This is a genomic window from Pseudomonas sp. KK18 (assembly GCF_037094675.1).
Classification (GTDB): domain Bacteria; phylum Pseudomonadota; class Gammaproteobacteria; order Pseudomonadales; family Pseudomonadaceae; genus Aquipseudomonas.
Genome location: NZ_CP146605.1, coordinates 1,384,066 through 1,404,526 on the forward strand (window position 1 = coordinate 1,384,066; position 20,461 = coordinate 1,404,526).

Annotated in this window: 20 protein-coding genes; 15 read left to right on the forward strand and 5 right to left on the reverse strand. The window is 61.1% G+C overall.

The window, feature by feature from the left end:
• Window positions 1–18: 18 nt before the first annotated feature.
• The 5 genes from V6607_RS06060 (at window position 19) to V6607_RS06080 (ending at window position 3,498) form a co-directional block, all read left to right on the forward strand.
• Window positions 19–1,296, forward strand: coding sequence for a flavohemoglobin expression-modulating QEGLA motif protein (locus V6607_RS06060; protein ID WP_003219237.1), 1,278 nt, complete (start codon window positions 19–21; stop codon window positions 1,294–1,296).
• 172 nt (window positions 1,297–1,468) lie between these two features.
• Window positions 1,469–2,374 (forward strand): alpha/beta hydrolase, encoded by a 906-nt coding sequence (locus V6607_RS06065; RefSeq protein ID WP_032898691.1) that lies wholly within the window; start codon window positions 1,469–1,471, stop codon window positions 2,372–2,374.
• Window positions 2,371–2,697 carry a hypothetical protein gene (locus V6607_RS06070; protein ID WP_003219233.1) on the forward strand — a complete coding sequence of 109 codons (327 nt, stop codon included), beginning with the start codon at window positions 2,371–2,373 and terminating at the stop codon, window positions 2,695–2,697. Before V6607_RS06065 ends, V6607_RS06070 begins: the two co-directional genes overlap by 4 nt.
• A gap of 112 nt (window positions 2,698–2,809) precedes the next feature.
• Window positions 2,810–3,055, forward strand: a complete 246-nt coding sequence (locus tag V6607_RS06075; protein ID WP_008431105.1) for a hypothetical protein — start codon at window positions 2,810–2,812, stop codon at window positions 3,053–3,055.
• Window positions 3,056–3,264: 209 nt separating this feature from the next.
• Window positions 3,265–3,498, forward strand: coding sequence for a hypothetical protein (locus tag V6607_RS06080; RefSeq protein WP_008431103.1), 234 nt, complete (start codon window positions 3,265–3,267; stop codon window positions 3,496–3,498).
• Between the two features lie 28 nt (window positions 3,499–3,526).
• Here V6607_RS06080 and V6607_RS06085 read toward each other — a convergent pair whose 3' ends face one another.
• The 3 genes from V6607_RS06085 to V6607_RS06095 form a co-directional block, all read right to left on the reverse strand.
• Window positions 3,527–4,312 carry an OmpA family protein gene (locus V6607_RS06085; protein WP_003219227.1) on the reverse strand — a complete coding sequence of 262 codons (786 nt, stop codon included), beginning with the start codon at window positions 4,310–4,312 and terminating at the stop codon, window positions 3,527–3,529.
• Between the two features lie 55 nt (window positions 4,313–4,367).
• Window positions 4,368–4,796, reverse strand: coding sequence for a DUF4398 domain-containing protein (locus V6607_RS06090; protein WP_003219226.1), 429 nt, complete (start codon window positions 4,794–4,796; stop codon window positions 4,368–4,370).
• A 284-nt stretch (window positions 4,797–5,080) separates the two neighbouring features.
• Window positions 5,081–5,425 (reverse strand): hypothetical protein, encoded by a 345-nt coding sequence (locus tag V6607_RS06095; protein WP_003219222.1) that lies wholly within the window; start codon window positions 5,423–5,425, stop codon window positions 5,081–5,083.
• Between the two features lie 187 nt (window positions 5,426–5,612).
• Here V6607_RS06095 and ppc point away from each other — a divergent pair, with 187 nt between their 5' ends.
• The 7 genes from ppc (at window position 5,613) to V6607_RS06130 (ending at window position 12,839) form a co-directional block, all read left to right on the forward strand.
• Window positions 5,613–8,258 (forward strand): phosphoenolpyruvate carboxylase, encoded by a 2,646-nt coding sequence (ppc, locus tag V6607_RS06100; protein WP_134325824.1) that lies wholly within the window; start codon window positions 5,613–5,615, stop codon window positions 8,256–8,258.
• Window positions 8,259–8,526: 268 nt separating this feature from the next.
• Entirely contained in the window at window positions 8,527–9,174 is a 648-nt protein-coding gene (adk, locus tag V6607_RS06105; protein ID WP_003219217.1) for an adenylate kinase, read from the forward strand.
• An 89-nt stretch (window positions 9,175–9,263) separates the two neighbouring features.
• Entirely contained in the window at window positions 9,264–9,950 is a 687-nt protein-coding gene (tsaB, locus tag V6607_RS06110; protein ID WP_003219215.1) for a tRNA (adenosine(37)-N6)-threonylcarbamoyltransferase complex dimerization subunit type 1 TsaB, read from the forward strand.
• Between the two features lie 160 nt (window positions 9,951–10,110).
• The gene (locus tag V6607_RS06115; RefSeq protein WP_003219213.1) at window positions 10,111–10,422 is read left to right on the forward strand and encodes a hypothetical protein; all 312 of its coding nucleotides are present in this window, start codon (window positions 10,111–10,113) and stop codon (window positions 10,420–10,422) included.
• On the forward strand, window positions 10,422–11,282 hold the full coding sequence (locus V6607_RS06120; RefSeq protein WP_134325825.1) for a DUF72 domain-containing protein: 861 nt from the start codon (window positions 10,422–10,424) through the stop codon (window positions 11,280–11,282). Before V6607_RS06115 ends, V6607_RS06120 begins: the two co-directional genes overlap by 1 nt.
• 27 nt (window positions 11,283–11,309) lie before the next feature.
• Window positions 11,310–12,137: an isocitrate lyase/phosphoenolpyruvate mutase family protein gene (locus tag V6607_RS06125; RefSeq protein ID WP_008431093.1), complete on the forward strand. Its 828-nt coding sequence runs from the start codon at window positions 11,310–11,312 to the stop codon at window positions 12,135–12,137.
• 3 nt (window positions 12,138–12,140) lie between these two features.
• Window positions 12,141–12,839 carry an extensin family protein gene (locus V6607_RS06130; protein WP_087695213.1) on the forward strand — a complete coding sequence of 233 codons (699 nt, stop codon included), beginning with the start codon at window positions 12,141–12,143 and terminating at the stop codon, window positions 12,837–12,839.
• A 3-nt stretch (window positions 12,840–12,842) separates the two neighbouring features.
• Here the strand turns inward: V6607_RS06130 and V6607_RS06135 are convergent, their stop codons facing one another.
• Window positions 12,843–13,463, reverse strand: coding sequence for an energy transducer TonB (locus V6607_RS06135; protein ID WP_134325826.1), 621 nt, complete (start codon window positions 13,461–13,463; stop codon window positions 12,843–12,845).
• Between the two features lie 96 nt (window positions 13,464–13,559).
• Between V6607_RS06135 and V6607_RS06140 the strand changes: the two genes are divergently transcribed.
• Complete coding sequence (locus V6607_RS06140; protein ID WP_003219204.1) at window positions 13,560–14,342, forward strand: class I SAM-dependent methyltransferase; 783 nt, start codon at window positions 13,560–13,562, stop codon at window positions 14,340–14,342.
• Between the two features lie 819 nt (window positions 14,343–15,161).
• On the opposite strand, the gene V6607_RS06145 is transcribed toward V6607_RS06140, so the two are convergent.
• Window positions 15,162–15,800, reverse strand: coding sequence for a TetR/AcrR family transcriptional regulator (locus V6607_RS06145; RefSeq protein WP_087694933.1), 639 nt, complete (start codon window positions 15,798–15,800; stop codon window positions 15,162–15,164).
• A gap of 92 nt (window positions 15,801–15,892) precedes the next feature.
• On the opposite strand from V6607_RS06145, the gene V6607_RS06150 reads away from it, so the two are divergent.
• A complete protein-coding gene (locus V6607_RS06150) occupies window positions 15,893–16,993 on the forward strand; it encodes an efflux RND transporter periplasmic adaptor subunit (protein ID WP_003219359.1) in 1,101 nt (366 codons plus the stop codon).
• Window positions 16,994–16,999: 6 nt separating this feature from the next.
• The gene (locus V6607_RS06155) at window positions 17,000–20,065 is read left to right on the forward strand and encodes an efflux RND transporter permease subunit (RefSeq protein ID WP_134325827.1); all 3,066 of its coding nucleotides are present in this window, start codon (window positions 17,000–17,002) and stop codon (window positions 20,063–20,065) included.
• The last annotated feature ends 396 nt before the right edge of the window (window positions 20,066–20,461 follow it).

Below are 20,461 nucleotides of genomic sequence, written 5' to 3' on the forward strand. Positions count from 1 at the left end.
TTAAAGAGGAAGTACCGGGTGGACGATTACCAGCAGACGATACGCGCCTTGTCCGATCGCATTGTGCTGGCGCAAACACCGATTCGCGTCCTCGACGCCGTGAAGTGGGACGAGAATATTCGCCAGGGATTCCTCAAGGCCAAGGGCAAGGAAATGCCGGCGGTGGACCGCGACTACTACCTGACCCGGCCGCTGTCGTTCGATTCCAGCGCGGTGAAGCTGGAGTTCCAGAACATCGAGCGTGACATCACCCGCCAGCTTGGCCAGTTCAACCCGGTCGGGCAGATCATGCGGCGCATGTGCAAGGAGTACCGCATGGTGGTGCGCATGCTCGAAGCGCGGGGCACCGAGGATTTCGGCCTGATCTCCCAGGAGCTGTATGGCGCCGCCTCCGATGCGTTCCATGCCGGTGACCCGACCCTGGCCGACCTCGGCCTGATGATGTCGGACTATCTGAACAATATCGATGGCCGTGGCGACCTCAAGGACGAAGCCAAGACCCTGACCGCCAAGGACGCCGTCAACCTGCTGCAGAGCCGCCTGAACAAGGTATTCGGCGAGGCCGAGGAAACCATCCGGGTGTTCGAGTCCGACGGTATCGTGGCGGATGCGGCGGCAGGTGCCGACTACATCAAGATCCGCGCCGACGCGATGTTCAACGACCGCGACGTGCGCGCCCTGGAGGTCCATGAAGGCCTGGTGCACGTGGGCACCACCCTCAATGGGCAAAACCAGCCGATCTGCACCTTCCTGTCCAAGGGCCCGCCCTCGTCGACCGTGACCCAGGAAGGCCTGGCGATCCTGATGGAAATCATCACCTTCGCCTCCTACCCCAGCCGCCTGCGCAAGCTGACCAACCGCACTCGCGCCATTCATATGGTGGAGCAGGGAGCCGACTTCCTGCAGGTGTTCGAGTTCTTCCGTGAGCAGGGCTTTGAGATGGCGGAAAGCTACGGCAACGCGAGCCGGGTTTTCCGTGGGTCGACGCCTACGGGTCTGCCGTTTACCAAGGATTTGTCCTACCTCAAGGGCTTTATCATGGTTTACAACTACATTCAGTTGGCCGTGCGCAAAGGCAAGCTGGAGCAAGTGCCGTTGTTGTTCTGCGGCAAGACCACCCTGGAAGACATGCGTACCCTGCGCCAACTGGTGGACGAAGGCCTGGTGGTGCCACCCAAATACCTGCCGGATCAGTTCCGCGACATGAATGCGTTGGCGGCGTGGATGTGTTTCTCCAACTTCCTCAACCATTTGAGCCTGGACCGGATCGAGGCGGATTACTCCAATATCCTTTAACGATATCTCTGAAGGAACTCAGTCAAAATGTGGGAGCGGGCTTGCTCGCGAATGCGGTGTATCAGCAACAGATGTGGTTACTGAATCACCGCATTCGCGAGCAAGCCCGCTCCACCTTTGATCTCCATAGGTCTTCAGGATCGTTCCCAACCCATTCACGAGGCTTCAACGGATGAGAATCCTCGGCATTCTTTGCCTGCTACTGACCCTTAACGGCTGCAGCTCCTTATTGTTCTATCCGGAGCGCGGCATGCCGTTCACCCCGGAAAAGGCTCGCCTGCAATACCGTGACGTCACATTGACCACCGCCGATGGCCTGAAGCTCCACGCCTGGTGGCTGCCGGCCAAGGCCGGCGTGCCGCTCAAGGGCACGGTGCTGCACCTGCACGGCAATGGCGGCAATCTCGCCTGGCACCTCGGCGGCAGCTGGTGGCTGCCGGAGCAGGGCTATCAAGTGCTGTTGGTGGACTATCGCGGCTACGGGCTGTCCGAAGGCGAACCTTCGCTGCCGGCGGTTTACCAGGACATCGACGCCGCTTTCAAGTGGATCGACAACGCCCCCGAAACCCAGGGCCAGCCACTGATCGTGCTCGGCCAAAGCCTGGGCGGCGCGCTAGTGGTGCACTACCTGGCGGAACATCCCGAACGTCAGCCGCAGCTCAAGGCGCTGGTACTGGACGGTGTGCCGGCCAGTTATCGTGACGTAGGACAATTCGCCCTCAGCACCTCCTGGCTAACATGGCCGTTCCAGGTGCCGTTGTCGTGGCTGGTGCCGGACGGCGACAGTGCGATCAACGCCATGCCCCGGCTGACCGGCGTGCCGAAATTGTTATTCCATAGCCTGGATGACCCGATCGTGCCGCTCTCCAACGGCATTCGCCTGTATCAGGCTGCGCCGCCACCGCGGGTGCTGCAACTGACCCGGGGTGGCCACGTGCAAACCTTTGCCGACAAGACCTGGCAAACCGTGATGCTGCGCTACCTGGACGACCCCCAGCATTTCAACGGGCTGCGCCGCCTGGGGGAAATCCCCAATTACCCGGCGGCCCCGAACTCCAACGCAGAGAACCCGCAATGAGCGAAGAACGCAACATGATCCCCCTGATCCTCACCGGCATCGGCACCATCATCGGTACCGTTGGCTGCCTGTGGTACTACGGCTATTTGCACTTCGCCAAGCCCGAGGATGCGTTGCTGCTCAGCGACTTCACCATGCTCAAGACCGTGCCGGGCGAGGACTACAAAATCTCCCTGACCCCGGCCGCCCAGGTGGCGCAATGCGTTGATGGCGTGCTGGTGCTGTTTGATACCGAACAGAAAGGGCTGACCGGCGTACTGGTCAACAGTAAGAAGCAGGCAGTGCGTTGCATGGGGCAGGAAACGCCGCAATTGGAGCAGTAGCGCGAGCCAAGTGGGAAAGGTCTGGAACCATTTTAAGTGGATTGCCACAGATTCCGTACTGGCCAGCAGCGCTGGATCGGTTATCTCGGATACTTAATTTGGAGTCACTTGAATGGACATTCCTCGCGTAAACAACTCGTCTTCCCCATTCACTGCCGGTGCGGGGGGAGGTGATTCGCGACTTCAGCAATTGGAACAAGATATTCAGAAGTTGAAGAACCAGATCGCCCAAGGAGGCGGTGGTGCACAGGGCGCGCAGGGCGAAGAAAGCCTTGAGGAAAGGCTCAAGAGGCTCGAGGCGGAGCTGGCCCAACTCAAAGGGCAGGAGCAGGATAACTCGGCGCAAGTAAGCTACTGACCCGATGCTCTTGAAGCGCACTGGGACCTCTTGATTCCTGGCCTGCAAATAAAAGAATCCCGCCATTTGGCGGGATTTTTCATGCGGCCTCAAACGATCATTCAGCGACGGAGCGGGCGGCGTGGTGTGCGGGCTGGGCCCTCCGGTGCAGTCGTAGTTGATGATGGAAATATCTGGAACCGTATTGCGTAACGCACCACAGAAGCGATGTGATTTACACGAGTCGGGGCGAGAAGGTGGCGATAGATATTGCTGCAATAAGCAACATGGTGAACATGCTCAGGGGGCACGAGAAGCTGGAAATGCTCGACGCCGAGGATCATAAGCTCAAGCACTTGCTCGACAAGCTGTCGGAACATGGCTACGGCGGGAAGATAGAGCTACCAGCCGAGGATCCCAACCGACCTGTCCGGTTCGACGACCCGAAAAAAAACCCACAGTAACGTGGGTTTTTTTTCCAGCATCAATCGATCAGTTGGCCATCGAAGAACGTGGCTTGACCGGCTGGTTGTCGTTGGAGATGGTCACTTCAACGCGGCGGTTCATGGCGCGGCCCGAAACGCTGCCGTTATCGGCAACCGGGTATTCCTTGCCATAGCCCTGGGTCACGATGCGCGAGATATCCACACCCTGGTTGGCCAGTGCGCGCTGTACCGAAGCGGCGCGGCGCTCGGACAGGCTCTGGTTGTACGAGTCGGAACCGGTGCTGTCGGTGTAGCCTTCGACGATCACTTTACGGTCCGGGTTATCGCGCAGGAACTGCGCCAGCTTGGTGATGTTCACCAGGCCGCTGGACTTGAGGTCCGACTTGTTGGTGGCGAACAGCACGTCACCAAAGGTCACCAGCGTGCCGCGATCAGTCTGCTTGGCGTTCAAGCTGTCTTGCAGTTGCTTGATCTGCGCGTCACGGGCCTGCAGCAGGGCGCGGGCACGTTCGTCACCGGCGTTTTTCAGCTTGGCTTCGGACTCACGCAGGACGATGGTGTCCTTGGCCACTTCAACGCGCTGGTTGGTCAGGTAGGCCAGTTGGTCGACCTTCTTCTGGTCTTCCTTGTCGCGGTAGGCCTTGTCAGCCTTGTCCAGCCAGTCGCTGGCGTCTTTGGTTTCCAGCGCCGCTACCTTGGTGGCTTGCGGGTTGGCTTGCAGGGCCGAGAAGTTGGTCCGAGCGTTTTCCAGGTTCTGGTTCGGCGGGGTGGAGCAAGCCGCCAGAGCAACGCTCATCGCCAGCAGGGCAGGGATCATCAATTGTTTACGCATAGTCGTGTCGTCCTTTCAATTCGGTTTCGGGTGCAATGCAATCAGGGGCGGCGGCTTATTGTTGCGGCTGGATCACAGCCGGGCGCATGCCTTCCTGACGCAGCTCCTGAACAGCTTTCTGGGAATCCTTCACAGCCTGTTCGGCCTTGGCAGCCTGGGCTTTACGCTCTGCTACGCGAGCGTCCCACTCGGACTGTTCGGCCAGGCGACGGGCTTCGTCGTAGTTCTTGTCGTGCATGGCGATTTCAGCTTGCTTCAGTTTGTCCTGGGCAGACTTCATCTCCACGGCTGCGAACTCGGTACCGCCGGCGCTGACAGCGCTGTTCACCGCAGATTGGGTAACAGCGTATTGCTCGGTCGGCGGGTTGCCGGCGCAGCCAGCCAGTACGAAGCTGGTGCCGATTGCCAGCGCGGCCAATTTAAGCCCGCGCAGGTGGTTAAACGAGGTTTTGGCAGTGCTGGTCTTCATCGTCTTCAACTCCATTAGGTAACTCCTGAAAAACATCAAATCCATCTCCGGCTTGCAGTGTCTGCGGGGCCCGGCGGTTAGCTCAGGACGCCTATTCAAACGGCTGTTCCAAGTGATGGCTTACTGGCTGTGACCGGAGGCTTTTTTGAATAGTTCAGCGAAGATGGCGATTTGCCTAAAAAAATATTTGACTGAACGGTCAGCGTTTAAAAGTTGGAACTTTTGCATGGCGCAGCGGTATCCAGGGCCTGTGGGAGGCCCTGAATACGGGAGGTTAAGGGTTTTGAGGCGCAGGTTTACTAGTGTTTCTGCTTGTCGGACTGAGCTGACAAATCGTGCAGGTAACGCCGTGACAGGCTGAGAAAACGTGGGGTTGGGCCGACATCCTCATACAGCGGATCGCCTTCCTCATCGGTGGCAATCACCTGCTTGCCCTTGATGTAGGGAAAGCTCGCTTCCAGCTCTTCGAGGGCTGCACCAATCAACTCGCCGAGCAGTTCTTCGGTATGGCGTTTGGGGTACATCTCGGAGATCGCCGCCAGCCTGGCGGCGGCTTCCACGTCCAGATGGATGGCGTATTCGGTTTTGGTCAGGCGACCCTTGGCGTTTTCTTCCCAATGCTGGGCCAGTTCTCGGATTTTCATGGCAACCTCAATGGAGCCCACGGTACGCGGGCGATGATGAGTGACCAGCCGGCCAGCGCGGATAACGCTGCGGCTTACTGTTGAGACTAGCTGCAACTCACAAGGTTTAAAGTTCCTTGTAAGACGTCGCCGTGGGCGGCACTCTTGAAGATCAAAGCGTCCCGGATTTTCTGCTGGAGATTGGCTGATGAGCGATATCGATGCACGTTTGCGTGAGGATGTTCACCTGCTGGGTGAACTGTTGGGCAACACGATTCGAGAACAGTACGGCGATGAATTCCTCGACAAGATCGAGCAGATCCGTAAAGGCGCCAAGGCCGACCGCCGTGGCGCAGCCTCGGAGCAGGTGGCCGGCGAAGAGCTGAGCGCCAGCCTCAATCAACTCAAGGAAGACGAACTGCTGCCGGTGGCGCGGGCCTTCAACCAGTTTCTCAACCTGGCCAATATCGCCGAACAGTATCAGTTGATCCACCGCCGTGATGAATCAACCCCGGCGCCGTTCGAGTCGCGGGTGCTGCCGGAACTGCTGGCGCGCCTGCAGAGTGAAGGCCACAGCAGCGAATCCCTGGCGCGCCAGTTGGGTCGGTTGGAAATCGAACTGGTGCTCACCGCTCACCCCACCGAAGTCGCCCGCCGCACCCTGATCCAGAAATACGACGCCATCGCCGCACAACTGGCCCTGCAGGATCACCGCGACCTCACCACCGCCGAGCGCGAGCAGATCCGCAATCGCCTGCAACGCCTGATCGCCGAAGCCTGGCACACCGAAGAAATTCGCCGCACCCGGCCCACGCCGGTAGACGAAGCCAAGTGGGGCTTTGCGGTGATCGAGCATTCGTTGTGGCACGCCATCCCGAATTATTTGCGCAAGGCCGATCACGCTTTGCATGCCGCGACCGGCCTGCGCCTGCCTCTGGAGGCCGCGCCGATTCGCTTCGCTTCCTGGATGGGCGGCGACCGCGACGGCAACCCCAACGTCACCGCCCCGGTCACCCGCGAAGTGCTGTTGCTGGCGCGCTGGATGGCCGCTGACCTGTACTTGCGCGACATCGACCACCTCGCCTCCGAACTGTCGATGCAACAGGCCAGCCCGGCATTGCAGGCCAAGGTGGGTGACAGCGTCGAACCTTACCGGGCGTTGCTCAAGCAATTGCGTGAGCGGCTGCGCGCCACACGCCAATGGGCCCACACCTCGTTGACCAGCACCACGCCGGCGCCCGCCGATGTGCTGCAAAACAACCGCGAGCTGCTCGAGCCGCTGGAGCTGTGCTACGAGTCGCTGCATAGCTGCGGCATGGGCGTGATTGCCGACGGCCCGCTGCTGGACTGCCTGCGTCGGGCTGTGACGTTTGGCTTGTTCCTGGTGCGCCTCGACGTACGTCAGGATTCCACCCGCCACTGCGCGGCCATGACCGAAATCACGGATTACTTGGGCCTCGGCCGTTACGAGGATTGGGACGAAGAGGCGCGCATCAGTTTCCTGATGAAGGAACTGGCCAACCGTCGCCCCTTGTTGCCGGGTTACTTCAAACCCTCGGCAGACACCGCCGAAGTGCTGAACACCTGTAAGGAAATCGCTGCCGCACCGGCTGCGTCCCTGGGTTCCTACGTCATCTCCATGGCCGGCGCCGCGTCGGACGTGTTGGCCGTGCAACTGCTGCTCAAGGAGTCCGGCGTACAACGGCCGATGCGTGTGGTGCCGTTGTTCGAGACCCTGGCTGACCTGGACAACGCAGGCCCGGTGATCGAGAAACTGCTGCTGTTGCCGGGTTATCGCGCCCGCCTGCAGGGCCCGCAGGAAGTGATGATCGGCTACTCGGATTCGGCCAAGGACGCGGGCACTACCGCCGCCGCCTGGGCGCAATACCGGGCCCAGGAACGGCTGGTGGAAATCTGCCGCGAACAACAAGTCGAACTGCTGCTGTTCCACGGTCGTGGCGGCACCGTAGGCCGCGGCGGCGGCCCGGCTCACGCGGCGATCCTGTCGCAGCCGCCGGGCTCGGTAGCGGGGCGTTTCCGCACCACTGAGCAGGGCGAGATGATCCGCTTCAAGTTCGGCCTGCCGGACATCGCCGAGCAAAACCTCAACCTGTACCTGGCGGCGGTGCTGGAGGCAACCTTGCTGCCACCGCCACCACCGGAACCGGCCTGGCGCCACTTGATGGACGAATTGGCCGCCGACGGTGTCAGCGCTTACCGTGCCGTGGTGCGGGAAAATCCGCAGTTCGTCGAGTATTTCCGCCAGTCGACCCCGGAGCAGGAACTGGGTCGCTTGCCCCTGGGCAGTCGTCCGGCCAAGCGCCGGGCCGGCGGTATCGAAAGCCTGCGGGCGATCCCGTGGATCTTCGGCTGGACCCAGACCCGCCTGATGCTGCCCGCCTGGCTCGGCTGGGAAGCGGCGTTGAACAATGCCCTGGAGCGTGGCGAAGGCGAGTTGCTGGGGCAGATGCGCGAGCAGTGGCCGTTCTTTCGTACCCGCATCGATATGCTGGAAATGGTGCTGGCCAAGGCCGACGCCGATATCGCCCGGCTGTATGACGAGCGATTGGTGCAGCCCGATCTGCTGCCATTGGGTGCGCACTTACGCGACCTATTGTCGCAGGCGTGCAGTGTGGTGCTTGGCCTGACTGGCCAGTCTCAGCTGCTGGCCCACAGCCCCGATACGCTGGAGTTCATCCGCCTGCGCAACACCTACCTGGACCCGTTGCACCTGCTGCAGGCCGAATTGCTGGCCCGATCGCGGCAACAGGAAGCGGCACAAGACAGCCCTCTGGAACAGGCGCTGCTGGTGTCTGTGGCCGGTATTGCCGCTGGTTTGCGCAACACCGGCTGACATTTATGGCGTGTTCTCAATAGCTTGCAGATACCCCGCGCCGGTCGCCGTAAAATTGGCGACCGGCGTTTTGCTGTCAGGGTTGTACCTGCCTATAAAGCCAGCGCGGCGCGGGTTTCTCCTACTTTCGGCGGCTTGTGTGGTTTGGGCCTGCTGTGTATCTTGATCAGCCTTTGGCCGTTTGTGCGGCCTGGACCCAAAATTTCCGAGATTGGCCCCACGCGGCGAATCCGAGCGTCATCTCTATAAAAAATTGAGGAGCACATCGATGCGCGTCATTCTGCTGGGAGCTCCCGGGGCCGGTAAAGGTACTCAGGCAAAGTTCATCACTGAAAAATTCGGCATTCCACAAATCTCCACCGGCGACATGCTGCGTGCGGCCGTCAAGGCCGGCACCGAGCTGGGCCTGATCGCCAAGAGCGTGATGGACAGCGGCGGCCTGGTCTCCGATGACCTGATCATCAACCTGGTCAAGGAACGCATCAGCCAGGACGACTGCAAGAACGGTTTCCTGTTCGATGGCTTCCCGCGCACCATTCCCCAGGCTGAAGCCCTGGTGAAGGCCGGCGTCGAGCTGGACAACGTGGTGGAAATCGCCGTTGAAGACGAAGAGATCGTGCAGCGTATTGCCGGTCGTCGTGTTCACGAGGCCTCGGGCCGCGTCTACCATATCGTCTACAACCCGCCGAAAGTCGCGGGCAAGGACGATGTTACCGGCGAAGACCTGGTACAGCGTAAGGACGACACCGAAGAGACCGTGCGTCATCGCCTGTCGGTCTACCATTCCCAGACCAAGCCGCTGGTGGACTTCTACCAGAAACTCTCGGCCGCCCAGGGCAAGCCGAAGTACAGCCACATCGAAGGTGTGGGTTCGGTTGAAGCCATCACTGGCAAAGTACTGCAAGCGCTGATCTGATCGTTCATCCGCTTGATTGACAACGGCCCGCTTGCGGGCCGTTGTTGTTTATACTGACGCACTTTTTTTCAACGTGGATGCATACACCGATGAGCACCTTGCTGGCCCTGGACACCGCGACTGAAGCTTGCTCCGTTGCCCTGCTGCACGATGGCAAGGTTACGAGCCACTACGAGGTGATCCCGCGCCTGCACGCGCAGAAGCTGTTGCCGATGATCAAGCAATTGCTGCTGGACGCGGGCACCACCTTGTCGGCAGTGGACGCCATCGCATTCGGGCGTGGCCCGGGTGCGTTCACCGGTGTGCGCATCGCTATTGGTGTGGTCCAGGGCCTGGCGTTTGCGCTGGAGCGTCCGGTGTTGCCGGTGTCCAACCTGGCGGTGCTGGCGCAGCGGGCATTTCGCGAACACGGCGCCAACCAGGTCGCGGCGGCCATCGATGCGCGCATGGATGAAGTGTATTGGGGCTGCTACCGCGAAACCGCTGGCGAGATGCGCCTGGTGGGGGCTGAAGCTGTGCTGTCGCCTGAAACGGCGGCCTTGCCGGCTGATGCCAGCGGCGACTGGTTCGGTGCCGGCACCGGCTGGGGCTACGGCGAGCGCATTGGCGTGACGCTTGCCGGCCAGGATGCCGGGATGCTGCCCCACGCCGAAGACCTGCTGGCCCTGGCACGCTTTGCCTGGGAGCGAGGCGAGGCGATTCCGGCGGACCAGGCGGCGCCCGTGTACCTGCGGGATAAAGTGGCGCAGACCAAGGCTGAACGCGGGATTATTTGACGTCAAAAGTGCGGGCAATTTCAGACAAAAATAGCCAATCGTCAGAATTTGCCCGCGCTTTTAAACCTTTTACCAATTATGTGTTCTAGTTATCACCAGAGCATTTGCGCGCCATGGAAAGCGCCACTAAAATGCCATCACCGATACCGAGTTCGCATGTATGCGCATAGACGGCTTTTCATCACAGTCCTACCCCCTCAAGCGCAAGCCTCGCAAGGCGAACGTGACGGTAGACGACTCCGTCGAAGACTCGCCCGATTTTGTTGAAATCCAGTCTGACAACACTGCTGTTTCAACCCGTTCCCAGGGTTCCGGCGGTGCACGCACCAGCGGCGTTCCTGCCCGCCAGCAAGACATGATCTTCCCGCGCTCCATGAGCAAAAACGTCGCCAATGCCCTGGCCAGCTACCTGACCACTGCCGGCTTTGTCGAATGGGATATGGAAGTGCTGGGCCTCGATATCCATATCTGATGCTGTTGCCTTACTACCTCGGTTGTCCGTCCTGGAGTGAAAACGCCTGGCGCGAATACCTGTATCCCGCCGACGCCCGCTCCAGCGATTACCTTGCCCTGTATTCCCAGGTCTTCAACGCCGTAGAGGGCAACACCACGTTCTACGCCCGTCCTTCCGTCGCTACCGTGCAGCGCTGGGCTGAAATCATGCCCGGGCATTTTCGCTTCACGGCCAAGTTTCCGGGGGATATCAGCCACAGCGGCAATCTGATCGAGCAGTTGCCGGCGGCGGAAAGTTTCCTGGGGTTGATGAGCCCGTTGGGCGAACGTATTTCGCCGTTGTGGCTGCAGCTGCCGGCCAGTTTTACCCCGCAGCGCCTGGGTGAGTTGGCCGGGTTTATCGACGGGCTGGAGCGACCGTTGGCGGTGGAGGTGCGTCACTCGGAATTCTTCGCCAAGGGCGACGCCGAGCGCAGTCTCAACCGCTTGCTGCGCGACCGCGGAGTCGAGCGCATCTGCCTGGACCCGCGTGCGTTGTTCAGTTGCACCTCCACCTCGGCAGCCGTGCTGCATGCCCAATCGAAAAAGCCCAAGGTGCCGCCTCGCCCGGCGGCGCTGACGCAGTTTCCGCAAGTGCGCTTTATCGGCCATCCGGAGTTGGAAGCCAATGATCCGTTCCTGGTGCCCTGGATTGAAAAGGTCGCCGGCTGGATCGAAGAGGGTCGCACGCCCTATGTCTTTCTCCACACCTCTGACAATCGCCTGGCCGCCCAACTGGCTTTGCGCTTTCACGAAAAGCTGATGGTGCGTTTGCCCGGCTTGCCGGCCTTACCGCAGATTCATCGAGAACCCGAAGCGGAGCAACTGGGGTTACTCTAAGGCTCCTTTTCCCGACAGGAGTCAGTCATGGATGCCCAAACCCTTCGCGCCGAAACCTTCAAGGCCCTGCATGAGCGTGACCGCGCGTTCGTGATGCCCAATCCATGGGATGCCGGCTCCGCAAAAATGCTCGCCAGCCTGGGGTTTGAAGCCCTGGCCACCACCAGCGCCGGCTTTGCCTTCAGCCTCGGCCGCCCGGATGCCGAAGGTGCGTTGTCCCTGGAAGACACCTTGGGCAATGCCGGGGCGATCGTCCAGGCGACCTCGCTGCCCGTCGCCGCCGACCTGGAAAACTGCTTCAGTGACACCCCTGAAGGCTGCGCCGAGACTATCCTGCGGGCGGCAGCGACTGGGATTGTCGGTGGCTCCATCGAAGACGCCACCGGAATTGCCGTCGACCCGATCTATCCCTTTGACCTTTCCGTGGAGCGCGTCGAAGCCGCAGTCGCCGCTGCCCGCAGTTTGCCATTCCCCTTCACCCTGACCGCCCGCGCGGAAAACCTCCTGCATGGCCGGCTGGATTTGCCCGACACCATTCGCCGCCTGCAGGCCTACGCCGAAGCTGGCGCCGACGTGCTCTATGCACCGGCCCTGCGCAGTGCCGAGGAAGTATTGGCGGTGGTGAAGGCGGTTGCACCCAAGCCCGTGAATATCTTGATGTCAGGCGCCCTGAAACTCAGCGTGGCGCAGTTGAGCGAGATGGGCGTCAAGCGCATCAGCGTCGGCTCGGCCATGGCCCTGGCGGCTTATGGCGAGTTCTTCAGGGCGGCCCAGGAGGTTCATGAGTTGGGCACGTTTACCTTCACTGAGCGCTCGATGCCGTTCAACCAGGCCAATCAACTGTTCAAGGGCTGAGGCGTGCGTTTCTTCAAGGTGCTGGGCGTGCTGCTGGTGTTGGCAGGTGGTGTGTTGGTTGGCGTGTGGCGGGGCTGGGTGCCGCTGCCCGATGAGTGGAACCCGTGGGCGCCGCTGGACGTGCGGGCAAGCCCGAACCTGCTGACCCGATTCAAGCTTGGGCGTTTGCAGGATGATCCTGCCCTATGTGACCAAGTGCTGAAGACCTCCGGGCTGCGAGTCGCCCATCAGGCGGACAGCCCTGCCGACGCGGCTTGCCCGCTGCGTAACACGTTGCGGGTCCAAGGCGCTGATGTCGGCTTGAGCAGCAGCTTTCTCGCCAGTTGCCCGCTGGCCGTGGCGTTCGCCCTGTTCGAGCGCCATAGCCTGCAACCAGCGGCCCAGGCGGTGTTTGGCCAGGCAGTGACGCGGGTCGATCACCTGGGCAGCTTTGCCTGTCGCAATATCTACAACCGCGCCAACGGGCGACTCAGCCAGCATGCGTCGGCCAATGCGTTGGATATCGCCGGGTTTCGCCTGGCGGACGGGCGCACCATCAGTGTGCTCAAGGATTGGCCGGGTGACGGCGAGCGTGCGCGCTTCCTGCGGCAAGTGCGCGACGGCGCCTGCAAGGATTTCAATGTGGTGTTGAGCCCGGATTACAACGCCGCCCACCGTAATCACTTTCATCTGGACATGGGTCGGTGGTGGGTATGTCGCTGAGGGTCAGGCGGCCAGGCGCAGGTTGTGCAGGATCAGCGGACGCGCCCAGCGGCTGTCGAAATCCAGGGCTTTCTGTTGCTCAACCAGCTCTTCTGCCGGGAACGGTGGCGGTGGTGGTGGCAGCAGGTCCAGTTCGAATTCGGCGATCGGCAAATGCAGCGGGCGTGGTTGCGGCGCCGGACCCGGTTCGGGCAGCGGTTGGCCGGCGGCCAGGACGATCGGGCGCACCCAGGCGCTTTCGAAGTTTTGCTGCTTTTGCTGGGCGACCACTTCTTCCGCCGGGTACGGTGGCGGGGCCGGTGGCAGCAGTTCCAGTTCGAATTCGGCGATGGGCAGGAACAGCGGCTCGGGCGGGGCGATCTCGGTGTCTGTCACATCACAGGCGCGCTGGGTGACGATCTGCGACAGCAGGTCACTGCCTTCGCTGGGTTCTACCGCCGGGTCCACAGGTTTCGTCACCGACTCGGCGAGCGCGCCCGGCGTGTCGCCGAGCTGTTCGGCCAACGCCTGGGCGAAGAAGTCCTGCCACACATGACTGACGCCGGCCAGCGCTTGGGTATTGCGCAGGCCGAAGTGGTTGTGGGTCGGCAGTACACCGGTGAATAGCGAAGGAATGTCTGACATTTCTCTCGATCGTCGCTCAGCTCTGGCAAAATGCCGGATCCTTTTTTTTATCGGCCGCTTTTTGCCGATCCTTAATATTTTTGAGCGTAGTCACCGATGAGCGAACAACCAGCGGCCAGCCGCATTCGGGTCGAGGCCTTGGCCGAAGGTTTTCAGGCACGTGCGCAGCACTGGGCCGAGCAGCTGGGGTTGCCTTTGCAACTGGATGAGGCGGACTTTGCCTTGCAGGTGGGGGAGCAGGGGCTGCAGTTGCAACAGCTGGGGCCTGAGGCGCCGGGGCCGGTGCGGGTGGATTTTGTGGAGGGTGGGGCGGCGCACAGGCGTCTGTATGGCGGCGGCAGCGGGCAAATGATTGCCAAGGCGGTGGGTGTGGCGCAGGGCGTGCGGCCCAGGGTGCTGGATGCTACCGCGGGGTTGGGAAAGGATGCATTTGTGTTGGCCAGCCTGGGTTGCGAGATGAGCCTGATTGAACGCCAGCCGTTGATTGGGGCGTTGCTGGAAGATGGCTTGGCGCGAGGTGCAGAGGATTTTGAGGTGGCGCCGATTGTGGCGCGGATGAGGTTGCTCAAGGGCAACTCCATTGAGGTGATGCGCGATTGGGAGGGGGAGCCGCCTCAGGTGATTTATCTGGATCCGATGTTTCCGCATCGGGAGAAGACGGCGTTGGTGAAGAAGGAGATGAGGTTGTTTCGGCCGCTGGTGGGGGATGATCCGGATGCGCCGGCGTTGTTGGCGGCGGCGTTGGCTTTGGCCAGTCATCGGGTGGTGGTCAAGCGGCCGCGTAAGGCGCCTTGTATTGAGGGGGTGAAGCCGAGTCATGCGTTGGATGGGAAATCCAGTCGGTATGACATTTATCCTAAGAAGGCGCTGAAGTCCTGAGGGTTGGGTACATATCCGTTATTTAGGTAACGGCCGCTTATGGTTCCGCTCTTACAGCGGGTCACTTTTGGCAAACGCCCCAAAAGTAACCAAAAGGTCTTTGCCCCACCACTCGGTGCCTCGCTTAGGCTCGGCATGCCCGCACTCCGGCACGGTTCCGCGGGCCGCCGCGACGGGCCATCCATGGCCCGGCGCGGCTAAATCGGCATCCCTGCCGATTTACCCGCTCCACCGTGCCTACTTGCGGCCATCGTGGTTGACGGGGCCCGCAGATCAAAAGCAGAGCACAGCGGCCTCCCGGCCGGCTTGAGTGTTAAAAGCAAAATCAAAAGCTAAAGCGGGCACGGTCCAAATGTGGGAGCGGGCTTGCTCGCGAAGGTCGTTAACGATGACGTGGGTATCCTGATTCAACGCGGCGTCCTCTGGTTTTTCGCGAGCAAGCCCGCTCCCACAGAAAAGCAGAGCTGTTTTCGCTCTGGTATTTGCTTTTGCTTGTAACACTCAAGCCGGCCGGGAGGCCGCTGTGCTGTTGATCTGCTTTTGATCTTGATCTTAGGCGCCCCGTTAAACCACGCTGGCCGAACGCAGGCTTTGGAGCGTGGGTAACCTGGCAGGACGCCAGGTTAGCCGTCCTGGGCCAAGGATGGCCCATGACGGCGGCCCACGGTCCAAAGCCGGAGTGAGGGCACACCGAGCCTAGGCGAGGTGCCGAGTGGTGGGGCAAGAGCGTTTTGCTTACTTTTGCGCTGTTCAAAAGTGAGCCGCTGTAAGAGCGGAACCCTAAGTGGCCGTTACCTAAATAACGGATATGTACTCAGTTCAAAAAGCCCGATAAGCCCGCATAAACAGCCCCACAACCTCCTGCACATGCTCCTCGGCCGCCTCAGCGCTCAACTGCCCCCCGCACCCATACAACAAACAAAAATTCGCCGTCCCCTTGAGCAAGCAAAAAAAATGCTCCGCCGCGGTGAACGGTTTGGCAATACGCAATGCGCCACTCTGGTCGATCTTACAAAGCAGCCGCTCCATCCCCTGCAACATACGCATCGGCCCGGCCTCGAAAAAGATCTGCGACAACTTCGGATCCTGACTCCCGGAAGTCATCATCAACCGATGCAGGTTCACCGACTCCTCGCTATTGATCAGCACATGAAACCCGCGGGCGATATTGAGCAGCACCTTCTCCACCGGCACACCCTCGGGCAGCTCGAAATACATCACCGGTAACTGCTCTTCGCACTTGGCAACCACCGCCGCCGAGAACAGCGTCTCCTTGTCGGTGAAATGGCTGTACACCGTCAGCTTCGACACCCCCGCCTCCACTGCCACGGCATCCATGCTGGTACTGGCATACCCATTACTCAAAAACAGGATCTTCGCCGCATCAAGAATCGCCTGGCGTTTTGCCATGTCCTTGGGACGCCCGGGGCTATTGGTGTTCACAGGATTGTCGGACATTTTCACTTTATTACTGGACTGGTGAGTTTGGTATTAATAACATACTGGCCAGTATAATTATTCCTAGCACCATTAGCGAAAGGTCCTTCAGCATGCGCAGCTATTTCCTGCCACTCGCTTTGCCTGCCAGCTTGTTATTCCTGTTGGCTGCCTGTGGCCATGAAGAAGCGGCGCAAACCACCGTCCGCCCGGCCATGGTGGTTCAGCCAGAGCCTTCGGCGCAGGCTTCCGACAGCTACCCGGGCGAGGTGCGTGCACGCTATGAACCCGACCTGGCCTTTCGCATTGGCGGCAAAGTCAGCCGACGACTGGTGGAGGAGGGCGAGCGCGTCAAGGCCAACCAGCCCCTGGCCGAACTCGACCCTCAGGACGTACGCCTGCAACTGGAAGCCACCCGTGCCCAGGTCGCCGCTGCCGACGCCAACCTGAGCCTGGTACGCGCCGAGCGTGACCGCTACAAGACCCTGATGGACCGTCAGATGGTCAGCCGCTCCCAGTACGACAACTCCGAAAACCTCTACCGCTCCGGTGAAGCACGCCTCAAGCAGATCAAGGCCGAATTCGACGTGGCCAATAACCAGGCCGGTTACGCCGTGTTGCGCGCACCCCAGGATGGCGTGGTCGCCAAGCGTGCAGTGGAAGTCGGCCAGGTGGTGTCGGCCGGCCAGACCGTATTCACCCTGGCCACCGATGGCGAGCGGGAGGTGTTGATCAGCCTGCCGGAGCAAAGCTTCGGGCGTTTCAAGATTGGCCAGCCGGTGTCCGTGGAACTGTGGAGCCAGCCCGACCAGCGCTTCAACGGCCGCATCCGCGAACTGTCGCCGGCTGCCGATCCAAAGTCGCGAACCTTCGCCGCCCGCGTCGCGTTTACCGGCGGCAAAGTGCCTGCGGAACTGGGGCAGAGCGCTCGCGTCTTCATCCAGGCTGACGGGGTGATTCCCCTGGCGGTGCCGCTGTCTGCCCTGAGTGCGGAGAACGGCGCGTCCTACGTCTGGGTGGTGCAGCCCGACAATACCCTCAAGCGCACACCGGTGCGGATCGGCGCCTTTGGCGAGAAAACCGTGCCGGTGCTGGAAGGCTTGAACCCCACTGATTGGGTGATCGCCGCCGGTGTGCATGTACTCCATGAGGGCCAGCAAGTGCGCCCGGTGGATCGCGCCAATCGAGTGGTAAGTCTGGCGGCCAAGGAGTAGTCCCCGATGGGTTTCAATCTTTCCGAATGGGCGTTGCGTAATCGCCAGATCGTACTGTTCCTGATGATCCTGCTGGCAGTGGTCGGCACCTTGTCCTACACCAAGCTGGGACAAAGCGAAGACCCGCCGTTTACCTTCAAGGCCATGGTGATCAAGACCAACTGGCCAGGCGCTACGGCCCAGGAAGTGTCGCGCCAGGTCACCGAGCGTATTGAAAAGAAATTGATGGAGACCGGCGACTACGAGCGCATCGTCTCCTTCTCGCGGCCCGGTGAATCCCAGGTCACCTTCATGGCCCGGGACTCGATGCACTCCGCAGAGATCCCGGACCTCTGGTACCAGGTGCGCAAGAAAATCAGCGATATTCGCCAGACCCTGCCACCGGATATCCAGGGCCCGTTTTTCAACGATGAATTCGGCACCACCTTCGGCAATATCTACGCCCTGACCGGCGATGGCTTTGACTACGCCGTGCTCAAGGACTACGCCGACCGCATCCAGATTCAGCTGCAACGGGTGCCGGATGTCGGCAAGGTCGAACTGCTGGGCTTGCAGGACGAGAAGATCTGGATCGAGCTGTCCAACCTCAAGCTCGCCACCCTCGGCCTGCCGCTGGCGGCCGTGCAGCAGGCGTTGCAGGAACAGAACGCGGTGTCCACCGCCGGCTTCTTTGAAACCCCGAGCGAGCGCGTGCAGTTAAGGGTGTCCGGCAACTTCAAGACCGTTAAGGAGATTCGCGACTTCCCGATCCGCGTCGGTGATCGTACGTTCCGTATCGGTGACGTGGCCGAGATTCATCGTGGCTTCAACGATCCACCGGCACCGCGCATGCGCTACATGGGCGCCGACGCCATCGGGCTGGCCGTGGCCATGCGTGATGGTGGCGACATCCTGGTGCTGGGCAAGGCCCTGGAAGGCGAATTCGCACGCCTGCAGAAGAACCTTCCTGCCGGTATGGAACTGCGCAAGGTGTCGGACCAGCCGGCAGCGGTAAAAACCAGTGTCGGCGAATTCGTCCAGGTGCTCGCCGAAGCCCTGGCGATTGTGTTGCTGGTGAGCTTTTTCTCCCTGGGCGTGCGCACCGGCATGGTGGTCGCCCTGGCGATTCCGCTGGTGTTGGCCATGACGTTTGCCACCATGTATTACCTCGGCATCGGCCTGCACAAAATCTCCCTCGGCGCGCTGGTGCTGGCGCTGGGCTTGCTGGTGGACGATGCGATCATCGCCGTGGAAATGATGGCGATCAAAATGGAGCAAGGGTACGACCGGCTCAAGGCCGCCAGTTTCGCCTGGACCAGCACAGCCTTCCCGATGCTCACCGGCACCCTGATCACGGCCGCGGGTTTCCTGCCGATTGCCACGGCGCAATCGAGCACCGGTGAATACACCCGCTCGATCTTCCAGGTGGTGACCATTGCGCTGCTGGCCTCGTGGGTCGCCGCCGTGATGTTCGTGCCGTACCTGGGGGAAAAACTCCTGCCGGACCTGGCGAAGATTCATGCGGCCAAGCATGGCACCGACGGGCCGGATCCCTACGGCACACCCTTCTATCAGCGCGTAAGACGCCTGGTGGAATGGTGCGTGCGTCGGCGCAAGACGGTGATCGTCCTGACCTTGCTGCTGTTTATCGGCTCGGTGGCGCTGTTCCGCTTTGTGCCCCAGCAGTTCTTCCCGGCTTCCGGGCGACTGGAACTGATGGTCGACCTGAAACTGGCTGAAGGCGCGTCCCTGAGCAATACGGCTGACCAGGTCAAACGCCTTGAAGCCTTGCTCAAGGAACATGCAGGTATTGAAAATTATGTGGCCTACGTCGGTACCGGTTCGCCACGTTTCTACCTGCCGCTGGACCAGCAACTGCCGGCCGCCAGCTTTGCCCAGTTTGTGGTGTTGGCCAAGACCATCGAGGAGCGCGAAAGCTTGCGCACCTGGCTGATCGAAACCCTCAACGAACAATTCCCGGACCTGCGTTCGCGGGTTACGCGGCTTGAAAACGGCCCGCCGGTTGGCTACCCCGTGCAGTTCCGGGTAACGGGCGAGCACATCGAAGAAGTCCGGGCCCTGGCGCGGAAAGTGGCGGCCAAGGTTCGCGAAAATACCCACGTGGTCAACGTGCACCTGGACTGGGAAGAACCGAGCAAGATCGTCTACCTCAACGTTGACCAGGACCGCGCCCGTGCCCTCGGCGTGAGCACCGCCAACCTGTCGAAATTCCTCCAGAGTTCCCTCACGGGCTCCAGCGTCAGCCAGTACCGCGAGGACAACGAGTTGATCGAAATCCTGCTGCGCGGCACGGTGCATGAGCGCACCGAGCTGTCGCTGCTGCCAAGCCTGGCGGTGCCGACCGACAACGGCAAGAGCGTGGCGCTGTCGCAGATCGCGACCCTGGAATACGGCTTTGAGGAAGGCATCATCTGGCACCGTAATCGCCTGCCGACCGTGACCGTTCGCGCCGATATCTACGGCAAGGAACAACCGGCCACCCTGGTGCAGCAGATCCTGCCGACCCTCGAAGGCGTGCGCGCTGAACTGCCGGACGGCTACCTGCTGGAAGTTGGCGGCACGGTCGAGGATTCCGCCCGTGGGCAGAACTCGGTCAAGGCCGGTGTGCCGCTGTTTATCGTGGTGGTGCTGACCTTGCTGATGCTGCAATTGCGCAGCTTCTCCCGCACCGCGATGGTGTTTCTCACGGCGCCCTTGGGCCTGATCGGGGTGACACTGTTCCTGCTGGTGTTCCGCCAGCCCTTTGGGTTCGTGGCGATGCTGGGGACCATCGCGCTGTCGGGAATGATCATGCGTAACTCGGTGATTCTGGTGGACCAGATCGAGCAGGACATCAAGGCCGGCCTGGCTCCCTGGCAGGCGATTATCGAGGCGACCGTGCGGCGCTTCCGGCCGATTGTGCTGACGGCGCTGGCGGCCGTACTGGCGATGATCCCGCTGTCCCGCAGCGTGTTCTTCGGGCCGATGGCCGTGGCGATCATGGGCGGCTTGATTGTTGCGACGGCATTGACGCTGTTGTTCCTGCCCGCGCTGTATGCGGCGTGGTTTCGGGTCCGCAAGGAGGCGGTGTAAGGCTGCGAGTGGCAGGGGTGTCCTGTAAGGAAATGCCTCTGGTCATTCACACATAGACGCAAACTGCGACCCTGGGCGACGGAACGTTTGCCCGTGGTGCTCCACTCAGAATTGTCTGATTGACAGACGTCGTTGTCGGGGCCGCAAGCCTGCGGTCCCGATGAACAACAATGAGTTCATGGAGTGTCATATGTTTATTTTGTCTGCCCTGGCAGCTTTCAAAGGTGCTTTCCTGGGGTCACTGCTGGGCAATCTGTTGCCTGGTTCCAATAAAGAAGCTGATACGGCGCGACCGCACAAGCCCGGCCATGGACGGCCCGGTTTCAACCACGGCCATCACTCCCGACCAACGGGGCCTGTCCTGCCTGCGCGGCCCAAGCCGTATCACCAGGCGCC

Coding starts and splice junctions, on each gene's coding strand:
- V6607_RS06065 (WP_032898691.1), top strand. CDS start 1,469: ATGAGAATCCTCGGCATTCTTTGCCTGCTACTGACCCTTAACGGCTGC.
- V6607_RS06070 (WP_003219233.1), top strand. CDS start 2,371: ATGAGCGAAGAACGCAACATGATCCCCCTGATCCTCACCGGCATCGGC.
- V6607_RS06075 (WP_008431105.1), top strand. CDS start 2,810: ATGGACATTCCTCGCGTAAACAACTCGTCTTCCCCATTCACTGCCGGT.
- V6607_RS06085 (WP_003219227.1), bottom strand. CDS start 4,312: ATGCGTAAACAATTGATGATCCCTGCCCTGCTGGCGATGAGCGTTGCT.
- V6607_RS06090 (WP_003219226.1), bottom strand. CDS start 4,796: ATGGAGTTGAAGACGATGAAGACCAGCACTGCCAAAACCTCGTTTAAC.
- V6607_RS06095 (WP_003219222.1), bottom strand. CDS start 5,425: ATGAAAATCCGAGAACTGGCCCAGCATTGGGAAGAAAACGCCAAGGGT.
- ppc (WP_134325824.1), top strand. CDS start 5,613: ATGAGCGATATCGATGCACGTTTGCGTGAGGATGTTCACCTGCTGGGT.
- adk (WP_003219217.1), top strand. CDS start 8,527: ATGCGCGTCATTCTGCTGGGAGCTCCCGGGGCCGGTAAAGGTACTCAG.
- tsaB (WP_003219215.1), top strand. CDS start 9,264: ATGAGCACCTTGCTGGCCCTGGACACCGCGACTGAAGCTTGCTCCGTT.
- V6607_RS06115 (WP_003219213.1), top strand. CDS start 10,111: ATGCGCATAGACGGCTTTTCATCACAGTCCTACCCCCTCAAGCGCAAG.
- V6607_RS06120 (WP_134325825.1), top strand. CDS start 10,422: ATGCTGTTGCCTTACTACCTCGGTTGTCCGTCCTGGAGTGAAAACGCC.
- V6607_RS06125 (WP_008431093.1), top strand. CDS start 11,310: ATGGATGCCCAAACCCTTCGCGCCGAAACCTTCAAGGCCCTGCATGAG.
- V6607_RS06135 (WP_134325826.1), bottom strand. CDS start 13,463: ATGTCAGACATTCCTTCGCTATTCACCGGTGTACTGCCGACCCACAAC.
- V6607_RS06140 (WP_003219204.1), top strand. CDS start 13,560: ATGAGCGAACAACCAGCGGCCAGCCGCATTCGGGTCGAGGCCTTGGCC.
- V6607_RS06145 (WP_087694933.1), bottom strand. CDS start 15,800: ATGTCCGACAATCCTGTGAACACCAATAGCCCCGGGCGTCCCAAGGAC.
- V6607_RS06150 (WP_003219359.1), top strand. CDS start 15,893: ATGCGCAGCTATTTCCTGCCACTCGCTTTGCCTGCCAGCTTGTTATTC.
- V6607_RS06155 (WP_134325827.1), top strand. CDS start 17,000: ATGGGTTTCAATCTTTCCGAATGGGCGTTGCGTAATCGCCAGATCGTA.